A 19457-nucleotide genomic window follows, 5' to 3' on the forward strand; every position below is an offset into this window, starting at 1 on the left:
CGTCGCAAATGAAGCAGGAATGAAACGCTTAAAAATTCTTGACACATTTTTCTGGCATATATATAATGAAACATGTCTTATTATTCCGCAGTAGCTCAGTGGTAGAGCTATCGGCTGTTAACCGATCGGTCGTAGGTTCGAGTCCTACCTGCGGAGCCATAATGGAGAAGTACTCAAGTGGCTGAAGAGGCGCCCCTGCTAAGGGTGTAGGTCGCGCAAGCGGCGCGAGGGTTCAAATCCCTCCTTCTCCGCCATTATTTTATGGCCCGTTGGTCAAGCGGTTAAGACACCGCCCTTTCACGGCGGTAACACGGGTTCGAATCCCGTACGGGTCATGTTTTGTTTTTTTCATTCGTTGGGCTATAGCCAAGCGGTAAGGCAACGGACTTTGACTCCGTCATGCGTTGGTTCGAATCCAGCTAGCCCAGCCATTTTTTTATATGTTTTTCTGCATAGCAGATGAGCCATTAGCTCAGTTGGTAGAGCATCTGACTTTTAATCAGAGGGTCGAAGGTTCGAGTCCTTCATGGCTCACCATTGTCACGCGGGTGTGGCGGAATTGGCAGACGCGCTAGACTTAGGATCTAGTGTCTTTATGACGTGGGGGTTCAAGTCCCTTCACCCGCATTGTTTTTTCAAACAGTGCACTTATGAATATATGAGCACATCATACACGCGGTCGTGGCGGAATGGCAGACGCGCTAGGTTGAGGGCCTAGTGGGTGAATAACCCGTGGAGGTTCAAGTCCTCTCGGCCGCATCTCAATAATACCAATGGTTTAACCACCTTTGGTATTATTTTTTTTGAGAAAAATCCGGCTATGGTATGGAGAAGAATTGGAAGCACTTACTCCAACAACACGAAGGTTTTATTAGGGTTCTTCATATATACAAAACAAGACAAGAACAAAGGAGTAGAATTAGGTGTGGATGCCGGTGTGAACATATGGAACAACTATTGGTGATTAATAATTCTTTACTTATCGTTCTAGAAAGGTTATTATGTATTCATGGTTTGAAATGCATGTGTCTTTTTTAGAATGATCATTCTATAATGGATTATGATGTTTGTTTTTGTTAGTATTGGGTCATGGATTTTTATAAGGAGAAATAAAAATGGCTAGAAGTAAAGAGTTTGATGAAAAAGCAGTATTAAGAAAGGCAATGGAGCTTTTCTGGGAACAGGGCTATGAAAAAACATCCATGCAAGATTTGGTGAATCATATGGGTATACACCGCCGGAGTATATATGACACATTTGGTGACAAGCGTTCGTTGTTTTTAGCTTCCCTTAATTACTACGAAGAGCTCATCGTCAATGAGATGGAAAGCATTATTAGCAGCACTTCATCCATTAAACAGGCGATACGTGATGTTTTTATTTTCGTACTTAATTCCATAGAACAATACCCGAAAGGTTGTCTATCAGTAAATGCAGCCACTGAATTATCTTTGTTGGACAAAGAAATTGGTCGCATCGTGACAAAAATGTTTAACCGTACTGAAGATATGTTTAATAACCTTATCAAACGGGGCCAAACTAGTGGAGAGATATCAAAAGAAATCAAATCTGATAACATATCTCGTTTCTTACACAACAATTTGGTAGGTATAAGAGTACTGATAAAAACTAATTACAGTAAAAAAGAATTAGAAAGCATCATTAATCTAGCACTTTCAGTGTTGGACTAGCTTTCTTTTTTTAACTATTCTAGAACGAACATTCTAAAAATGTCGTGAAACAAACTATCATCATGCAGACTTATCAAATCATTTTTATTTACTAAGGAGGAACACACAATGACAAACTTTAAGATACCAGCAGAATCAGAATTTATTGAAGCAGATGGAACTCGCTACGCATACAGAAAATTTGGTACACAAGATGGTACACCACTAGTATTTCTTGTTCACTTTAGAGGAACGATGGAAAACTGGGATCCAAACATGCTTGAACCGATTGCAAAGAAACGCCCAGTTATCTTATTTGACAATAAAGGGGTTGGTGAGACTGGTGGCCTAACACCTACTACAATTACTGATATGGGAAAAGATGCAGCAACATTTATCAAAACTCTTGGTTTGCAACAAGTTGATATTCTTGGTTTTTCCATTGGCGGCATGGTTGCACAAGAGCTAGCTTTACAGGAGGGGAATTTAGTAAGAAACATCATTATGGCAGGTACTGCGCCTGAATCGGGCATTCATCCAAATTCAGAGATTTTTGAAAGAATGAATCGTCACGGCGGAACAGAAGAAGATGGAATAAATGATTTTATGTTCTTTTTCTACGAAAAAACTGAAACTAGCAAATCTGCTGGAATGGCTTCATTACAAAGAATTTTTAATCAGAAAAAAGTAAACAGTTCAGAGCAAGTAAAAGAGGCACAATTACAAGCCATTGCACAGTGGGCTAAACCAAAATCTAATCATGATTATGAATGGCTTCAAAATATCAAACAACCTGTACTTGTTACTAATGGTGTTAATGATGTGATGGTACCGACTAAAAACAGTTATATCTTAGCCGAGAAATTACCCAAAGCACAGCTGATTATATATCCTGATTCTGGTCACGGGCATCTGTTTCAATTTCCAGAACTATTTGCAGAACACGTGAATTTATTTCTTGATTCTCATTCTTATTAAAAGGAGTATTCTAATGAGCAGATTATTTGAAAAAGTTCGTATTGGAAACATTGATTTGAAAAATCGCATAGGTATGGCTCCGATGACTAGAAATAGAGCTTTACCAGATGGTACGCCGAGCGAATTAGTAGCAGAGTACTATGGGCAGCGTGCCTCAGTCGGTTTAATTATAAGCGAAGGAACCCAACCTTCGGATGATGGGCAGGGTTACATGAATACACCTGGTATTTATACAGAAAATCATATTAAAGGATGGAAAAAAGTAACTTCTAAGGTTCATAGTGAAGGAGGCCATATTTTTGTTCAGCTTATGCACGTGGGACGTGTATCACACCCTGAAAACACACCTCATCACCGCCAAGCAGTTGCTCCGTCAGCTATTGCACCCGTTGTAGAAATTTTCACGGCAGAAGGAATGAAAGAAATTCCAACACCAAGAGAATTGAGTGAGCTTGAGATAAAAGATGTTATCAATGAGTTTCGTTTAGCAGCACGTTCTGCAATTGAAGCTGGTGCAGATGGGGTTGAAATTCATGGAGCGAATGGTTATCTGATCCAACAATTCCTTAGCGAAAACTCCAATCAACGTCAAGATGCATACGGTGGTACCATTGAGCGGCGTTCTCGATTCGCTATTGAAGTAGCTAAAGCAGTTGTTGATGAAATAGGAGCAGAAAGAACAGGCATCCGTTTTTCTCCTCAAGGAACACTGCAAGGCATTGATGAGGGAGAAAATAGCCTTGAGATGTATCACTATTTAATAAGTGAATTAAATAAGCTTAACCTTGCATATCTGCATTTAATGCACTTTGGAAACGATCAATTTCTAAAAGATGTACGTAAACTTTGGGATCAATCACTTCTTGTTAATCGTCCAGGTCGGCCTCTAGATCAACTTTCGTCTGATTTAGATAATAATCTTGCAGATGTTATTACAGTAGGCACTTGGGTACTAGCTAATCCAGACTTTGTAGAACGAATTAAATCAGGTGCTCCCCTAAACGAACCTGATCAAAAAACGCTCTATTCTGGAGGAAAAGAAGGTTATACAGATTATCCATTTTTAAAATAATTGACTAAATATGACCATCCCATCTAGGGAAGGGCTGGTCATATTCTTTTTTCTTGAGTTTGTTATATAAGATACATTTGCGTGAAATAAAAATATAGAGGATTTTAATAAGCTTTAGCGATTTCAGATTACGGTAAACATTAAACTAAAATGGAGGTGTGCTATAAAATGAAAAAAACTGTTCTTATCACCGGAGCATCGGGGGGGATTGGAAAAGAGTTGGCAGATCGTTTCGCCAAAGGAGGATATAATTTGGTGCTGGTGGCGCGTAGTGAGGGTAAACTTTTGGAGCTCGCGAAAGAATATCGTAAAAGATATGGCAGTCAAGCAACTGTCATCGCCAAGGATGTGGCGTCACTCGGCGTGCCGGAGGAAATTTTTACAGAGCTCAAGGAGAAAGGGGTCGTCGTGGATTATCTTGTCAATAATGCGGGCTTCGGTTTGTACGGGACATTCTTGGAGACGAAGTTAGAACAAGAGACGAACATGATTGACGTTAATATCAAGGCTCTGACTGTTATGACGAAATTGTTCTTGCCGGATATGATCAAACGTGGCCAAGGAGGCGTGATGAATGTGGCTTCGTTGGTGGCATTTTTTCCGGGACCGATGATGTCGGTGTACTACGCAACGAAGGCGTACGTGCTGTCGTTCACAGAGGCTTTGGAGAACGAGTTGAAGGGCACAGGGGTGACTGTGACTGCACTGTGTCCAGGATTTACGTCAACTGGCTTCGTTGATCGTTCGGGCATTAGTGAATCGAAGTTGTTCCAGAGTGGCACTATCATGGAGGCAGGGCAGGTGGCTGAGGCAGGGTACCGAGGCTTCTTACGCGGCAAGACGTTCATAATACCAGGTGCTCGCAACCGGTTCATGGCTTTCCTTCCGCGGTTGATGCCTCGCAAAATGGTGACCGGTATGGTCAGATCTACACAGCAAAGAACAGGGCACTGAGCGAATTGAAGGGTGGACTGGAGTGGCAGTTGATGATGATCTGCCATTCTAGCCAAGATCTCGCAAAGGAATAAAAGTATGATTGATTTGACTTTGTCGACACTAGATTAAATCTATTGTGTCATGCCGATTAATGAATGACAAACTTGGTTTTAAGGAGAGAATGATATTGAAGTATACAGTTATTACAGGAGCAAGCTCAGATATTGGATTTGAAACAGCATGAGCATTTGCTGGTCGAGGCAAAAATCTAATTATTGTGGCTAGAGATTAGATAAATTGTAAGAGCTTAAATCAAAAATTCAGAACTTCAATTCAGATGTAGATGTGATCATTCGTACAAGTGATTTATCTGACCCAGCCAACGCGTATACACTCTATGAAAAAGCAAAAGAATTAGAGATTAAAAAAAGAAGGCAAAAGTTTTAGCACCAGCAGTGACAGAAACAGAATTTGAGAAAACTGCACTGGATGTAGAAAAATTTGATTATAAAAACTTTATGCCAATGTATCACACAGCTATGCAAATGGCTGACTTTATGAAAGCAATAAAGTCGTAGGTATTGTAGATGAAAGCTACAATTTCAATTTAAGAGATCAAATCTATCCAATACTAGGCGTTAATGTATTAACAAAGGGTATATAACTAAAAAACGAAAATAACGTGTTGGAGAACCTTATATGTTAGGATCAACCTGCCACTTAAACCTTAAATACCACAAAATCACCTTTTTATTAAATTGGTACTGTTTTTTTAGAACGTTCATTCTCTAATAATAAAAGATTTTGAATCGATACTGCAAAGAACCTATGTTTATCACCTATCCCTCCACCTAAACGATTGGAAGATTTTTATAAAAAGAATGATATTGAGGGTAGAAAAATGAGTAGACAGTGAAGATAATAAAAATAAGGTAAAGAAACTTAATAAAAGCAACTCAACGGAAGGGTGCTAATAAAAATGGAAACACTCATGAGAGCAGCTCAGATCACCAAATATTCAAAAAATCCCCATGCTCAAATTAATAACATTCCAATTCCAGAGATCGCTGACAATGAAGTCTTGGTAAAGGTCAAAGCTGCGGCGGTCAATCCACTCGATATGTTAATTATTACAGGTAGCGTGAAACTGATTCAAGATTATAAATTCCCATTAACGCTTGGTAATGAATTGACAGGTGTTATCGAAAAGATCGGAAAAAATGTGACAGAATTTCACGTAGGAGATGCCATCTATACACGTCTCCCTCTCGAAAAAATTGGTGCTTTTGCGGAATATGCCGCAATTGACGCTGCTGCAATTGCACCCATGCCAAAAAATTTATCTTACGTAGAAGCCGCTGCTGCACCACTGGCTGGACTCACAGCGTATCAAGGTCTACATGAAGAACTTGAGGCACAGTCAGGTAAAGCTGTTTTCATTCCAGGTGGATCAGGCAGCTTTGGTCAAATGGCGGTACCAATCGCAAAGGCAATGGGCCTAAATGTCATTGTTAGTGGCAGCTCAGAAGCGCGCGAACGCACTTTGGAAATGGGTGCAGTCCAATATTTGGATTATACAATAGAAAACTATGTTGACTTGTTGTCGAATGTGAATTACGTAATTGATACATTGGGACCTAAAGAATTTGACCGTGAATTGAGTATAATCAAACCGGGTGGAAAATTGCTCTCCCTTCGGACAGGTCCGAATAAACGTTTCGGGAAAGATCGAAATTTCCCAAGATGGAAACAAATATTATTTTCTCTTGCTGGTGCAAAGTATGACCGCAAAGCCAAGAAACAAAACGTGGAATACCATTTTATTTTCGTTCGTTCTGACGGCGCACAACTTAAAGAGATTACAAAAATCATTGAAGAAAACAACATTGTTCCAGCAATTCATCGGACATTATTTACCATCGACAACGTAAATGAAGCGCTAGAACTAGTCGCACATGGACGGCCAAAAGGGAAAGTGATCATTCATTTTTAAGGGGAACATGATCATAACATGTAAAATATTTGAATTATTTGGATGTCGATTATATTTCGAAATTTAAGATTTTTCAAGGTCTGTATTTAAAAGAAGATAAGCATTTGTTAGACCGATGTTTTGGGTTCTAAAAAGTAGGAAAATGTATAGTGATATTGAAGACTTTGCATTAGAAACAGCTGAATACTTTAGAAGAGCTGGAAGATTTGAAATGGCTACCAAGCATGCACCATTTGCAACAGAAAAATTAAATAATTTCATGTCAATTGATGGTTTATTTTTTATCAAGTAAATTTATGATACGTTTTCCCCGTCCACCTCCAGTTTCTAAGGAATGATGGGCTTTGGCAACATCAGATAAACGATAAATGCTATCAATAACTGGCCTGACCTTGTTGGAATCTACATAAGATGCTAATTCTTTTAGAATTTCATTTTTGGGATTTGCGCTGAATGTGCGAACTCTACGAGAACCGAAAATAGTTGAAGTTAATATATATATGAAGGACGAAAAACTAGGAAATCCAATAGTAACCATTCTACCGTTCTTTGCAAGCAGGCGCCTATAATGTTTAAGGTCAGTTCCCACTGTGTCCATGACTACATCAAACTTTTTAAGATCAGTAGGATACGTCTTTTTATAATCAAGTACTTCGTCTGCACCTAGTTCTTTAAGAAAAGTGAGATGTTTTTCGTTTGCAAGAGCAGTTACATGAGCACCTAACATTTTTCCAATTTGAATCGCAATGCTTCCGACTCCACCACTTGCACCACGTACGAGTAACTTTTCGCCTTTTCTAAGGTTAGCTTTATATTTTAAGGCAATAATTGCAGTAGCACCTACGCCAGGTAATGCCGCGGCTTGTATGAGATCAATCTTTATAGGAGTTTTAGATATTTTCTCAGGTGATATAGCTACATATTCAGCAGCACTACCAATTTGGTTCCTTAAATTAATAGGGAGAACCCCCCACACATTATCACCTAATTGATAACTTTTTACGTTCGACCCTACTTCAACAACCTCTCCAGAAAAATCTGCTCCTGTCCCTTTAGGGAATTGATTACCCGTTAATAGTTTTAACTTACCTGATCGAAACAGTGTATCCATAGAGTTTACACTCGACCCATGTACACGAATGAGTACTTCTCCAGATTCTATAACTGGTCTTGATATAAAATCTTCAAAAAGAACATTCGGTGATCCATAATTAGTGTATTGTGCAGCGCGCATCTTTTCATTTTTCATTTACTCACTCCATCTCCTTGAAAAAGTATTAACTTGAAGGGTTTTATAATCAATTTGGCTCTCTAATACATGGATGACACGGTTTACATATTTGATTATAATAAATGGAATTGATTTAACAAGTACGCAATATAAACTGCTTAAGGAAGGAAAAACTGACTAAGGGGTGGATAAAATATGACTGAAAGTGAGCTGAATAAAGCGATAGCTCCAGCGAGTTATGCATTAAATATATTAGCGGGAAAATGGAATTTAAAAATCTTAGCTGTACTATGTAGTTACAAGGAGATTCGATATAACGAGTTAAAGCGTAAAGTGTATGGAATTACAGGAACAATGCTCAATCAATCATTAAAGGACCTGATTGAAAACGGAATTGTTCAACGAGTTCAGTATAATGAAGTTCCATCAAGAGTAGAATATTCATTAACTGGGGCAGGACTAGAGCTGATCCCTATATTTGAACAACTTCTTTTATGGGGCGAAAACCAATTAGAAAAATCAAAGTCATAATAAAATCCATCTACGTGAGAAGTTCGTTGGGGAATCATAGCATAGCTTCCTAACAAAGATTTTATTCACTTTAAGCTATGATGAAGAAAAACAACAAAAAATCTTGAGATTACTAGGGAAGCGCTAGAAAAGGGGATGCAAATACATGTCAATTTATCATAAAGTCATTGGAGAAGGATGTCCGATCGTTATATTGCATGGTTGGACCCTTGACCATCAAGTGATGTTACATGCATTGGAACCGGTATTTGAAAAACAAAGCGGTTGGAAAAGAATATACATAGACTTACCGGGGATGGGACGTTCCGAACCGCATCCGTCTATTCAGAATTCTGATGATATGTTAGAAGCGGTATTGCGTCTTTTGGACGAGATTATTCCTGATGAACAGTTTATTGTTTGTGGTTATTCGTATGGCGGGTACATAGCTAGAGGTATTGTTCATTCACGCCGGGAAACCGTTCATGGATTACTGCTTGTGGCCCCAATGACTATACCTGTATTCGATAAAAGAGTCGTGCCAGAGAAGACCGTTCTAAAAAGTGACAGCAGCTTGATATCACAACTTTCTCCAGAGGAGACGGATGAATTTTGCTCCATGGCAGTTGTGCAAGGAAAAACGGAATGGGAAAGATTTCGAGATGAAATTTACCTTCCATCTAAACAAACAAATCATGAATTCATCAATAACATTCTTCAAAATGGGTATGGTTATACCTTCGAGATTTCAGCTGAATTTCAGTATCCCACGCTCATTATCACAGGGCGCCAGGACAATGTAGTCGGATATCACGATGCGTGGCGGCTGATCGAAGACTATCCAAGGGCAACTTTTGCAGTGCTTGATATGGCTGGCCACAACCTGCAAATCGAACAACCCGATGTATTTAACTCATTAGTCCATAACTGGTTAAACAGACTTGAGTCGGAAAATGCAAAAAAAATAGATTAGATCTTGTGCAAAATTTGTGTAAATCGGAGTCAGGGCTGAATAACCCATGGAGGTATAAGTCCTCTCGATCACCTCTAAAAGTACCAAGGGTAGTGTACCTTTGGTATTTTTTGTGCTCTTTTATTAGAAAAAGATCACAAGATACATCGATTGTATGTTGGGTGGAAACGTGCCCGGTCGATTTTAATATAAGTTCCTCTTTTGAATGAAAGACTCACTTCAAATTATCTTAGCTGTGAAATCTTAATTACTATCCTCTAGAGAATAGTTGTCAGTCATAATGAGGGTGTTTTTCAATCACCTTTCATATTGTTAAATAAAGGTGATAATGAGATAATTTGATAAAAAGTAATTTAGTCTCATAAGATCAACCAAAGGAGTTATAACATGATAAAAAGGTTTTCTCTAGTTTTACTTACTCTCATGATGTCTATAGTTGTTTTGTTAGTAGCTGCCAAAAATTCCATTGGGGATCATGTCATTTCATTTGATCAGCCTCACATCTTAATAATATCAATTGGAATAATGGTATGTTTATTCATTCCTCCGTTAGTGATGTCCTTTTTCAATCACTTGATTGTGAGAACGATATCTAGTGTATACCAATGTTTTATTGTTCTATCTTTTCTGGGGCTCATTCCAATAGGATTTCTTATTCCAGATTTTTTAACAGTTGTTGTTTCTGTTTTAGGAGCTTTAGCCAGCGTAGCTAGTCTTATAGTAACTTTAAGAATTGATAGGAATAAAGATGCTAATCTTAACTAAAATAAAAATGACATCAATTTTCTAAGAGTACAGTAGTGTTTCGTTATTAATCATTTTTATATTAACTCTGAAAAATGGAATGACGTTATGAACTTGTTTTATTCTTTTCATGATTGAAATCCCATTTTGTAGAAAAAATATCTTAAAGAGTGAGAAGAACAAAAGTAAGTATGATCGTTGATTTTGTTCTTTTAAATCCTAAATTGCAATTATTTCCGAATCGTGTTACAATAAGAATAATTATTTTTGTTCGGCGTAAAGGATAGCATGAAGAAAGACTTTTCGTCTTGAGGATACTTTGGGCAAGGATAGTATAATACATTGTGTGATAACGCACTAGGAGGCAACAAACATGGAACAAGGTACAGTAAAATGGTTTAACGCAGAAAAAGGTTTTGGATTTATCGAACGTGAAGAAGGCGACGATGTATTCGTACATTTCTCAGCTATCCAAGGTGACGGATTCAAATCTTTAGACGAAGGTCAAAAAGTAACTTTTGACGTAGAGCAAGGTTCTCGTGGAGCTCAAGCTGCTAACGTTCAAAAAACTGCTTAATCTTCATTTTTTTAAAACAGGTTCTCTGTAGAGAGCCTGTTTTTTTGTGCTTTCATTTATTTCTTCAATAAAAAACCCTACTCAGCGTACAAGTAGGGAGATGTTACAAGGTAATCGTAAAAAAATTCATGCTTCAAAGGTTTATCAACAGTATAGCATATTGGATTTACAATATGCGGAATTTATCTAAATAAATTCTTTTTTCTTTCATTAATTGAAGGGTGGGTCGTTTCGTGGAGAACATGAATTCAAAAATGGTGAGGGATGCCCAAAAGACGGCAGAGTTCTTAACAGAAACTTTTGATTTGCTTTTCTGTAATCCCTTTGATGACTTCTAATTCACTTAGCAAAAATTCATGGGCATCATCTAGCATTTTCTTTTCACTTGCATTTAGTGCTTTCTCTTTCTTCATCCGCATTAGGTCACGTACAACTTCAGCACCGTCTTGGATGTTACCTGTTTTTATTTTGTTTGTATTAATTGTATGACGTTCTTTCCATGTCAGTATTTGATCTGATTTGCCATGCTGGAAAATGTGCATCACATTGTTTAATGCCAGTATATCTGTAACAGGTCTAATACGTGAACCAGACATTTTTCGTGTTGGAATCATCACTTTCATATGACTGATTGACATTTTAATCACATAATACTGTTGTTTTTCATCAGAAAATTCTTTTTCTTCTATGGCTTCAATTATACCTGCTCCGTGCATTGGATAAACAATGTTATCACCAATTTGAAACATATCATCCGCCTCCATATCATGTATCTACTTTAAGGGTACCACACTTCGACGTAAAATAATCCAAATTTTTAATAATAACATGTTTATTTATTTTTTGTCAATAAATTTAGTTCTAAAAAAGAGAGATTTTTTCATGAAAAATTCGGATGATTTTTCAACATATCCTCAAGAATCCTCAATACAAGAAAAACAGAATATCCACCAATAAAAAAGACCAGCCATTGCGCTGGTCTTTCCAAATAGAATCAGATCATAATGTCGAAATATCAATCACAAACCGATAACGCACATCACTTTTCAGCACACGTTCATACGCTTCATCCACTTGACTTGCGTTAATCACTTCAATTTGTGGTGCGATATTGTGAGCAGCTGCGAAATCGAGCATTTCTTGTGTTTCTTGGATGCCGCCAACGAGTGAACCAGCAATGCTGCGGCGCCCAGTGATTAATGAAAAGACATGGAACTGATCTGGCTCAGGTGGTGCACCGACATTCACCAAGGTTCCGTCCACGCGAAGTAAGGACAAATAGGCGTCTACATTGATATTAGCAGAGACCGTATTGAGAATGAGGTCATATTGGCCGGCTAATGTTTTAAAGGTATCGGGATCACTTGTAGCAAAATAGTCTTTTGCACCAAATGACAGTGCTTCTTCTTTTTTATTCATAGAGCGGCTCAATACCGTGACTTCAGCGCCAAGTGCATGTGCGAATTGAATGGCCACATGGCCGAGCCCACCCATCCCGACGATGGCGACTTTTTTACCCGGGCCTGCCTTCCAGTGCTTTAACGGAGAATAAGTTGTGATGCCAGCGCAGAGAAGAGGACTTGCGGCATCAAGGGATAATTGATCTGGAATGCTGACGACAAAGCGTTCTGTCACGACAATCTTCTGACTATAGCCGCCGTAAGTCGGTTCCCCGTCATAATCGAGGTTATTATAGGTTTGGACGACTCCTTTCGTGCAATATTGCTCGTCTTCGTTTTGGCAATATTCACAGGTGCCGCAGGAATCCACAAAGCAGCCAACGCCTACACGGTCTCCAATCTGAAATTTCGTCACAGCATCACCGACAGCCGCAACAACTCCAGTAATCTCATGACCCGGAACCATTGGGAAAATACCGCCGCCCCATTCATCAAAGGCGCTGTGGATATCTGAATGACAGATCCCGCTAAATTGAATATCAATTAAAATATCATGTGGACGAAGCGCTCTTCGTTCAATGGTTGTCCGTTCAAAATTCGCTTTTGCATGTGAAACACTTAAAACGTTTGATTGGTGCGTCTGACACATTCTGGATCATCCTTTCAAAAGTAAGATTCTGTTCTACTTCTATACTGTACGTCTTAAAGTGAACTCTAAGTCAATAGAGAACCCTCTTCAGGCTTTTCAACATCCTTAAATAAAGAATTGAGCCAAATGCATCTTGCGTTCTCTATCAAATTGGAGATGATAAAAAGAAGGAATTTCATTTTTCATAAGGTGAGAGAAGAAGAGAAGGGTGAAAACAATGAAAATAGCACAAGCCGCCAAGCAGCTCGATTTATCTACTGCTACGCTCAGATACTACGAAAATATTGGCTTAATTCGACCGATCCGTCGTGATGAAAACGGTGTTCGTGATTATGCAGAAGAGGATATTCAGTGGATTGAATTTATCAAATGTATGAGAAATGCGGGTCTCTCAATTGATGCACTTCGAGAATATACGGCTTTATTTATCGAGGGCGAGAATCATACCCTGTCCTCGCGGAAAAGTATTTTGGTCAATGAGAGAGAAAGACTTGTAGAAAAGCAAAAGGAAATCGAAGAGACGATTAAGCGGTTAGATTACAAGATAGAAAGTTATGAAGATATTATCCACAGTTATGAACAAAAGCTCGCTCATCAACTAAAAACCAATTCCATTTGAATGAAGAAAAACCTGTGACAAGTCACAGGTTTTGTAATGTGGTTATCTTTTTGTGTAACGCACCCAGTCATAATGCGCGTGTAGTGGTGTAACACCGTTATAGGAGCCGAGCCATTCATCGACACCTGCACCATTCCACAGGTTCATCATAATCTTTCCTGGGGTTTGAGGGATTTGAGTAGTGGCAGTATGTTTTAATTGTCCGTCTACATACCATTTAATCGAGTTAGGCTGCCAGTCAAATGCATACGTGTGATAAGAGTTTGCTGCATCAAAACCAAGGTTGACGATCTTTTCATGATTTCCTACACCATTGGTATAGTAGTTAAACTGAACCTTTGTCGTATCTTTTCCTAGAAATTCGATGTCAATTTCATCCCAAGGCGTGCCATCAGTCGGTCCTGTATAAGTAAAGAACGAGGACACGATCCCAACATTTTTGGCTGGTTTCATGCTGACTTCATAAAGCCCGTAGCCATATGTTTGAGTGGAACGATTTTCTCCGCAGTCAAACTTATTATAGGAAGGACTTGTGAGCGATAACCGCATTTCCCCTAACGACGTCATGGAGACATTGTTTGCACGCCACGTACAGTTAAACATGTTTCCATTCGAGTACCCATCTGCTTTTTGCCATAATCCCGTATTATAGTTGTTAAACGGCTCATAAAACGATCCGCCTGTTTGGGCCGAGGCACCCGCAGTAAATGTGGACAAACTCAAGACGATTCCAGTGACAAGCAGCATCAACATTCGTTTCACACGGTAAGACATGTAGGCATTCCCCTCTCTTGTTTTGAAAGCGTTTTCTTAATTGATCATACATGATTCTCTCGAAATGGAAAATCGGTCTAATATATGATATTAAAGAGGATATTTTACTATACTCTTCTATTTTTTTCATAGGAAATTACGAAAGAAAATGATCTTTTTCAGGCTATTTACTAAAGAATGATTGACAAAGCGGACAGTTGTCCGTAAGATAATACCGGTACAATTGTCCTAATGAAAACCAAAAAGTTTTGATTGAACACATAGAGAGAAGTGCAATATGGATGAAGGTAAAGAAGGTGAAGCATCATGGAAAAGGATATTGGGAAGGAAATTGAAGAGGTCGCTTTTACTCTGTTTCAGGAATTTGGTGTGGAAAATGTCAGCATGCATAAAATTGCTAAAACAGCTGGTGTTGGGCAGGGTACTCTTTACCGCCGTTATGCCAATAAAAGTGATTTGTGCCTTTCGATCCTTGGAGAAAAATTTGAACAGCTGATCCCTGCTTTGCATCTTTACTTGAGTAAAATCAGTGACCAGCCGGTTCGTGAACGTTTGCGTTATGTGCTCGAAGAAATTCATCTCATCGTCGGTCATCATTTAGACTGGATTCGGATGCTTACGATATCTGGGAATTTAGAGCAGACAAGTAAAGTGTATGACTGTCATTACAGTCAATCGCTTAGGCAAATGATTCGTGATTTGCTGGAAGAAGCAGATGAAAAAGGGGAAGCGACCATACAGGATATTGAGCTGACGACACTTTGTATGTCCTCTCCGATGACACCTGAACTGATGTTTTATATTCATGAATCTGGTTATTCAATCGAAAAAATCGCTCAATTCGCTGCAGAAAAACAGATTTTGTCTGTTTTCAATAGACATTGAAGTGGCTCATTTCTGACCGTCCTCACTTCCTATGCTTGATTTAAATTGAAAAAAAGAAAAGGAGCCAACCTACTATGAACAAACAGCAAGCAGCAGCTTCTCAAATTCGAACGCTGCCCATCATTATCTCATTTATCACAGCCGGTTTTATTGGCCTGTTTAGTGAAACGGCACTAAATATGGCGCTGAGAAGCTTAACGTTAGACTTTGGAATTGAAGCGACGACAGCTCAGTGGCTGACAACAGGATATTTATTAACACTTGGTATTCTCGTACCAATTTCAGGACTCATTCTTCAATGGTTTACAACAAGACAGCTTTTCATGACGTCGCTCGTCTTTTCGATCATTGGAACTTTTATCGCAGCAGTTGCGCCAGTCTTTAGTATTTTAATGGTGGCACGTGTCGTACAGGCAGTCGGTACAGCATTGCTTCTTCCATTGATGTTCAATACGATATTGGTAATCATCCCGCCTCATAAACGAGGCAGATCTATGGGGATTATTGGTCTTGTGATCATGTTTGCACCAGCTGTTGGTCCAACAGTCTCTGGTCTTATTTTGAAATCGCTGACTTGGCATTGGATTTTCTGGATTTCACTTCCGCTATTAATAGCTGCACTCGTCTTTGGTTTTATCTTCATGCAAAATATTACTGAGCCAACAAGACCGAAAATCGACATCTTATCGATTGTGCTTTCAACCATTGGTTTCGGAGGAATTGTGTACGGCTTTAGTAGTGCCGGTGAAGGCGGCGGCTGGAGCAGTATGCATGTGATCGTGGCAATTGTAGTAGGTGTCATTGGGATTCTTGTATTCTCTCTCAGACAGTTGAATATGAAGGAACCGATGCTGAACTTAAGCCCGTTTAAATATCCGATGTTTGTCATTGGGTTACTGCTAATCTTAGTGTGTATGATGGTGATGCTGTCTGCTATGATGATTTTGCCATTGTATTTGCAAACATCCTTGGCACTTACGACATTTACAGCAGGTTTAATGCTATTGCCAGGTGGAATTATCAACGGTCTGCTATCTCCAATCATGGGTGGTTTATTTGATAAGTTTGGACCGAAATGGCTTGTGATTCCAGGGCTTGCGATCGTTGCAGCAACAATGTTAGGTTTTACCAATCTAAGTGTGAATACATCGATTGGGTACATTGTGACTCTTCATATTACATTAATGGTCGGAATCGCGATGATCATGATGCCTGCACAGACAAATGGATTAAATCAGCTGCCGCCAGAGCTATATCCGCATGGTACAGCGATTATGAATACATTGCAGCAGGTGTCAGGAGCCATTGGTACTGCGGTCGGTATTTCCATCCTGTCATCAGGAACCCGCAGCTTTATGGAAAATGTGGCTGATCCCTCAAATCCGATGAATCAGCTGCTCGCCTTTACAAATGGCGTCCAGCATGCATTTATCTTTGCTGTGATCATGACCGTCATTGGTCTAATTATCGCTTTCTTCATTAAACGAGTGAAGGTAGAACAGCAAGTTTCATAAAATAGATGAAAAGCACTGAGGACTTAGCGCCTTAGTGTTTTTTTATTTGTCCAATGCTTGTTTCAAAGAGGGCGAAAATGGGGAGATAGATAAAAAGTGAACCAAAGAGAATGTGCAGCAGATTCAGTAGAAGGAAAAGAGGAAAAAGAAACGAATGAGTTAAGAAGAAATGATTACGATAGGAGACTGAGATCATGAACTTACAAGAGCAAATCAAAATCGCTGCGTCTTTACGTCAACCAACTGAAGGTTCATTACCGAGTCAATCGGAACTAAAACCAGTTCATCCTCCTGAAGTGAACAAAATGGAATATGACATTCCAACAAGTGATGGCGAAACAAAGGTATGGGTATTTAAGCCGGTCAACACATCAAAGCAGACGCTACCCGTTTTTGTAAATTTACATGGCGGAGGATTTATCCTAGGCAGTGCTGAAATGGATAACCACTGGTGTCCAGTTATTGCAGACAGGGCGCAATGTATCGTCGTCAATGTCGAGTATCAGCTTGCCCCAGAGCATCCATTCCCAGCCGCTCTTCATGAATGCTACGATGTCCTGAAGTGGCTGTATGAACACCCTGATGAGCTTCAAATAGACCCTAAAGCAATAGCTATTGGCGGACATAGCGCAGGAGGAAATTTGGCAACAGCTGCTTGTCTCTTAAATATCCAAAAAGGGAACCAACTCCCGATTGTCTATCAAGTGCTTGATTATCCGCCACTTGATTTAGCCACTGATCCAGCACAAAAGCCAGCATTTGAAGAAGCGATCCCTGTTGAAATGGCGAGGCTCTTTAATGCCTTCTATCTGCAAGGCCAAGATCCGCACAATCCGCTCGTTTCTCCAATCTTTGCCGATCGCTCATCCTTGGCTCAAATGCCACCAGCTCTCGTGATCACAGCTGAAAGAGATTCGCTAGCTCAAGAAGCCGAACAATATGCGGAGAAGTTAAAAGAAGCAGGGGTAGATGTCACGTACAGACAGTTTAAAGGAGTCCCTCACGCCTTCACGCATGCCGGAGATTTAGAAATAGCTGAAGAGGCTTGGCATCTGATGAGTGATCAATTGAAGAAGGCGTTTGAAAAAATGTCATAATGGTTTCTCTTCAAAATAGGAAAAGCACAGGTGTAACCTGTGCTTTTTACTTCTGTTGTGATTTGATTATTTTCTTTATTTCGTTCTAATGCTATTGGTAAAAGCTTTTCTATCATGCTTAACCTGTAATGTTTTTTGTGCATTTTGATTTAGTCTATCCACTAATGCATCAAGCGATTTACCTTCAAATGATGAAAAAAGTGTTAAATATGTCTGAGCAATAGTTTTTGTTGATGCTGCTAGTTTTGTCGCTTTTGTAATATCTGATTTTAATGAGTTTATATCAGTTTTTGCTTGTGCTTTTTAACTGTCTTTTTAGTTCATTTTGTTGTTGCACTTTTTTTATCATTTCTAATTCAGCGTTCATATCAGGCACTAATTATGACCTCCTATAACCTCAGCCATCTAGCTAATTCTTTATCTTTTTGTGTGAGATTTTCTGCCATTTTTACAATGAATTCGGTTATCTCTTCTAGATCCTGAATCATATAATGCAAGGAAGCTTCAAATTTGTATTGCTCCTCTTTATCATAAAAAAGAGGTGTTCCTTTATCAATATACGGAGCTATTTCTAATAGGGCTTGATCGGCGTCATTTGGCCCAAGTTGTTCAAATTGATCTAGTTTACTCTTAAATTGATTTGAAAGATTGTAAGTTGTTAAACTGTGTTCTTTTGGAAATGCTTCTACTTCTTTTTTAACGTTCTTCAACTCTTCTAATGCTAAAGTCAGTTGTTCAGCTAATCTTTTTGCAACAGCCTGATTTACTTTTATTGTTTGACCATCCATATCAGCATAAGAGGTCATTGTTTCTAAGTCACGATTATATACATCCTTACTTCCATTGATATTGATGATATTACCATTCTGATCAAATTTGAAATTAGACTCGCTTATAGCATGGGTGTCATCAATTCCAAGTGCTTGCATGATAAAGTCGGCTGCAATCGGTATAAGCGTACCAGACAAAGCAGTAGCTTTTAAACGTTTGTGTCTCTTTAGTCTTGCATCAGATGGATCTTTTGTATAAATCGTTGTTCCATTGTGTCGCTCATATTCAAGTCCCCATCCAGTACCAACCATGTCATCTGGGTTAATGATAGACTTATTCATTGCTCTGAAATCACCATTTTTTATTCTCTGTTGAGTTTCTTTGTCATGAAGCTTTACAATAGATGGATTATTGAATCCAACTGAATAGACACCGTTAATCACTCCTGCATAATCAGCCTCTGCTCCACCTAGTGAATGACCAGTAGCTGATATAACTGTATTGCCACCAGCGTACTGTCTTTTTACTTCTTTAACGAGCTGATCAGATTGATCGAATTGAGAGGTTTTAGTGATGAGTTTGTATTCACCGCTATTAAGCATAGCTTCTTGCCCTGGAGAACCAGTATATTTCGAAATGGTTTTAGTATAATCTTTAGTCTCGTTTTTAACGATATAGGGTGTTTTAGTTTTAGTTTGTAGCCCTGCAACTACGTTTCCTCCATCAGCTTTTATAACATCTTGAACAAGTTGATTTTTTGGATCAGTGCCAGCGAAAGCTACGACAACGTTGTTAGGTGTATTTGTTTTAATCCATTTACCATTCTTTTTTTTTGCTTGAACTAAAACTAGAGCATCAAGTCCTGTATCTTGATCTTTTGCAATTTTATCTATAAACCAATAAGAATGTTCATTAACCTTTAAAGGTTTATTTATTTCTTTATGTAATGAAATTGTTTTATCATTATAAGCTAGACCGCTTAATCTAAAGTACTCTTCATCTGATAGACTTGAGCGCTTTTGAGTCTCTTTCAAAATATATACAAATCCTTTCATTTTATGTAG

General features: G+C 38.8%; 18 protein-coding genes, 7 tRNA genes and 1 pseudogene. 21 read left to right on the forward strand and 5 right to left on the reverse strand.

Features of this window, described 5'->3' with window-relative positions; genetic code table 11:
* The first annotated feature begins 84 nt into the window (after nt 1–84).
* The 13 genes and pseudogenes from ACQYAC_RS15755 (at nt 85) to ACQYAC_RS15815 (ending at nt 6649) form a co-directional block, all read left to right on the forward strand.
* Nucleotides 85–159: transfer RNA gene (locus ACQYAC_RS15755), tRNA-Asn, on the forward strand.
* Between the two features lie 4 nt (nt 160–163).
* Nucleotides 164–254: transfer RNA gene (locus ACQYAC_RS15760), tRNA-Ser, on the forward strand.
* A 9-nt stretch (nt 255–263) separates the two neighbouring features.
* Nucleotides 264–335: transfer RNA gene (locus tag ACQYAC_RS15765), tRNA-Glu, on the forward strand.
* 21 nt (nt 336–356) lie between these two features.
* Nucleotides 357–431: transfer RNA gene (locus tag ACQYAC_RS15770), tRNA-Gln, on the forward strand.
* 30 nt (nt 432–461) lie between these two features.
* Nucleotides 462–537: transfer RNA gene (locus ACQYAC_RS15775), tRNA-Lys, on the forward strand.
* 7 nt (nt 538–544) lie between these two features.
* Nucleotides 545–627 (forward strand) — tRNA-Leu (locus ACQYAC_RS15780).
* Nucleotides 628–675: 48 nt separating this feature from the next.
* A tRNA-Leu gene (locus ACQYAC_RS15785) sits at nt 676–759 on the forward strand.
* Between the two features lie 356 nt (nt 760–1115).
* Nucleotides 1116–1691: a TetR/AcrR family transcriptional regulator gene (locus ACQYAC_RS15790; RefSeq protein WP_429943649.1), complete on the forward strand. Its 576-nt coding sequence runs from the start codon at nt 1116–1118 to the stop codon at nt 1689–1691.
* Nucleotides 1692–1799: 108 nt separating this feature from the next.
* Nucleotides 1800–2648, forward strand: a complete 849-nt coding sequence (locus tag ACQYAC_RS15795) for an alpha/beta fold hydrolase (protein WP_429943650.1) — start codon at nt 1800–1802, stop codon at nt 2646–2648.
* Nucleotides 2649–2661: 13 nt separating this feature from the next.
* On the forward strand, nt 2662–3720 hold the full coding sequence (locus ACQYAC_RS15800; RefSeq protein WP_429943651.1) for an alkene reductase: 1059 nt from the start codon (nt 2662–2664) through the stop codon (nt 3718–3720).
* 168 nt (nt 3721–3888) lie between these two features.
* On the forward strand, nt 3889–4674 hold the full coding sequence (locus ACQYAC_RS15805; protein WP_429943652.1) for an SDR family NAD(P)-dependent oxidoreductase: 786 nt from the start codon (nt 3889–3891) through the stop codon (nt 4672–4674).
* 169 nt (nt 4675–4843) lie between these two features.
* A pseudogene (locus tag ACQYAC_RS15810) lies at nt 4844–5320 on the forward strand (SDR family NAD(P)-dependent oxidoreductase).
* Nucleotides 5321–5635: 315 nt separating this feature from the next.
* Nucleotides 5636–6649 carry an NADP-dependent oxidoreductase gene (locus tag ACQYAC_RS15815; protein WP_429943653.1) on the forward strand — a complete coding sequence of 338 codons (1014 nt, stop codon included), beginning with the start codon at nt 5636–5638 and terminating at the stop codon, nt 6647–6649.
* Between the two features lie 274 nt (nt 6650–6923).
* Here the strand turns inward: ACQYAC_RS15815 and ACQYAC_RS15820 are convergent, their stop codons facing one another.
* Nucleotides 6924–7898 carry an NAD(P)-dependent alcohol dehydrogenase gene (locus ACQYAC_RS15820; RefSeq protein ID WP_429943654.1) on the reverse strand — a complete coding sequence of 325 codons (975 nt, stop codon included), beginning with the start codon at nt 7896–7898 and terminating at the stop codon, nt 6924–6926.
* A gap of 177 nt (nt 7899–8075) precedes the next feature.
* On the opposite strand from ACQYAC_RS15820, the gene ACQYAC_RS15825 reads away from it, so the two are divergent.
* From ACQYAC_RS15825 to ACQYAC_RS15840, 4 genes are all read left to right on the forward strand, one after another.
* A complete protein-coding gene (locus tag ACQYAC_RS15825; protein WP_034666063.1) occupies nt 8076–8411 on the forward strand; it encodes a winged helix-turn-helix transcriptional regulator in 336 nt (111 codons plus the stop codon).
* Between the two features lie 145 nt (nt 8412–8556).
* Nucleotides 8557–9363 carry an alpha/beta fold hydrolase gene (locus tag ACQYAC_RS15830; RefSeq protein ID WP_429943655.1) on the forward strand — a complete coding sequence of 269 codons (807 nt, stop codon included), beginning with the start codon at nt 8557–8559 and terminating at the stop codon, nt 9361–9363.
* A 387-nt stretch (nt 9364–9750) separates the two neighbouring features.
* Entirely contained in the window at nt 9751–10128 is a 378-nt protein-coding gene (locus ACQYAC_RS15835; protein ID WP_429943656.1) for a hypothetical protein, read from the forward strand.
* Nucleotides 10129–10480: 352 nt separating this feature from the next.
* Entirely contained in the window at nt 10481–10684 is a 204-nt protein-coding gene (locus ACQYAC_RS15840) for a cold-shock protein (protein ID WP_003214229.1), read from the forward strand.
* Nucleotides 10685–10971: 287 nt separating this feature from the next.
* Here ACQYAC_RS15840 and ACQYAC_RS15845 read toward each other — a convergent pair whose 3' ends face one another.
* Nucleotides 10972–11433, reverse strand: a complete 462-nt coding sequence (locus ACQYAC_RS15845; protein ID WP_144463340.1) for a CarD family transcriptional regulator — start codon at nt 11431–11433, stop codon at nt 10972–10974.
* A 250-nt stretch (nt 11434–11683) separates the two neighbouring features.
* On the reverse strand, nt 11684–12733 hold the full coding sequence (locus ACQYAC_RS15850) for an NAD(P)-dependent alcohol dehydrogenase (RefSeq protein WP_429943657.1): 1050 nt from the start codon (nt 12731–12733) through the stop codon (nt 11684–11686).
* A 217-nt stretch (nt 12734–12950) separates the two neighbouring features.
* On the opposite strand from ACQYAC_RS15850, the gene ACQYAC_RS15855 reads away from it, so the two are divergent.
* Entirely contained in the window at nt 12951–13352 is a 402-nt protein-coding gene (locus ACQYAC_RS15855; protein ID WP_306011763.1) for a MerR family transcriptional regulator, read from the forward strand.
* A 42-nt stretch (nt 13353–13394) separates the two neighbouring features.
* Here ACQYAC_RS15855 and bglS read toward each other — a convergent pair whose 3' ends face one another.
* Nucleotides 13395–14126 carry a beta-glucanase gene (gene bglS, locus ACQYAC_RS15860; RefSeq protein WP_058015411.1) on the reverse strand — a complete coding sequence of 244 codons (732 nt, stop codon included), beginning with the start codon at nt 14124–14126 and terminating at the stop codon, nt 13395–13397.
* A gap of 306 nt (nt 14127–14432) precedes the next feature.
* On the opposite strand from bglS, the gene ACQYAC_RS15865 reads away from it, so the two are divergent.
* The 3 genes from ACQYAC_RS15865 to ACQYAC_RS15875 all read left to right on the forward strand — a co-directional run bounded on the left by ACQYAC_RS15865 (nt 14433) and on the right by ACQYAC_RS15875 (nt 17622).
* Nucleotides 14433–15011 carry a TetR/AcrR family transcriptional regulator gene (locus tag ACQYAC_RS15865; RefSeq protein WP_058015412.1) on the forward strand — a complete coding sequence of 193 codons (579 nt, stop codon included), beginning with the start codon at nt 14433–14435 and terminating at the stop codon, nt 15009–15011.
* A gap of 74 nt (nt 15012–15085) precedes the next feature.
* Nucleotides 15086–16525, forward strand: a complete 1440-nt coding sequence (locus tag ACQYAC_RS15870) for a DHA2 family efflux MFS transporter permease subunit (protein ID WP_058015413.1) — start codon at nt 15086–15088, stop codon at nt 16523–16525.
* Nucleotides 16526–16719: 194 nt separating this feature from the next.
* Nucleotides 16720–17622, forward strand: a complete 903-nt coding sequence (locus tag ACQYAC_RS15875) for an alpha/beta hydrolase (RefSeq protein WP_429943658.1) — start codon at nt 16720–16722, stop codon at nt 17620–17622.
* A gap of 389 nt (nt 17623–18011) precedes the next feature.
* On the opposite strand, the gene ACQYAC_RS15880 is transcribed toward ACQYAC_RS15875, so the two are convergent.
* On the reverse strand, nt 18012–19427 hold the full coding sequence (locus ACQYAC_RS15880) for a lipase (RefSeq protein ID WP_429943659.1): 1416 nt from the start codon (nt 19425–19427) through the stop codon (nt 18012–18014).
* Nucleotides 19428–19457 lie beyond the last annotated feature (30 nt).

The organism is Bacillus sp. MM09(2025) (assembly GCF_050496725.1).
GTDB classification, from domain to species: domain Bacteria; phylum Bacillota; class Bacilli; order Bacillales; family Bacillaceae; genus Bacillus; species Bacillus pumilus.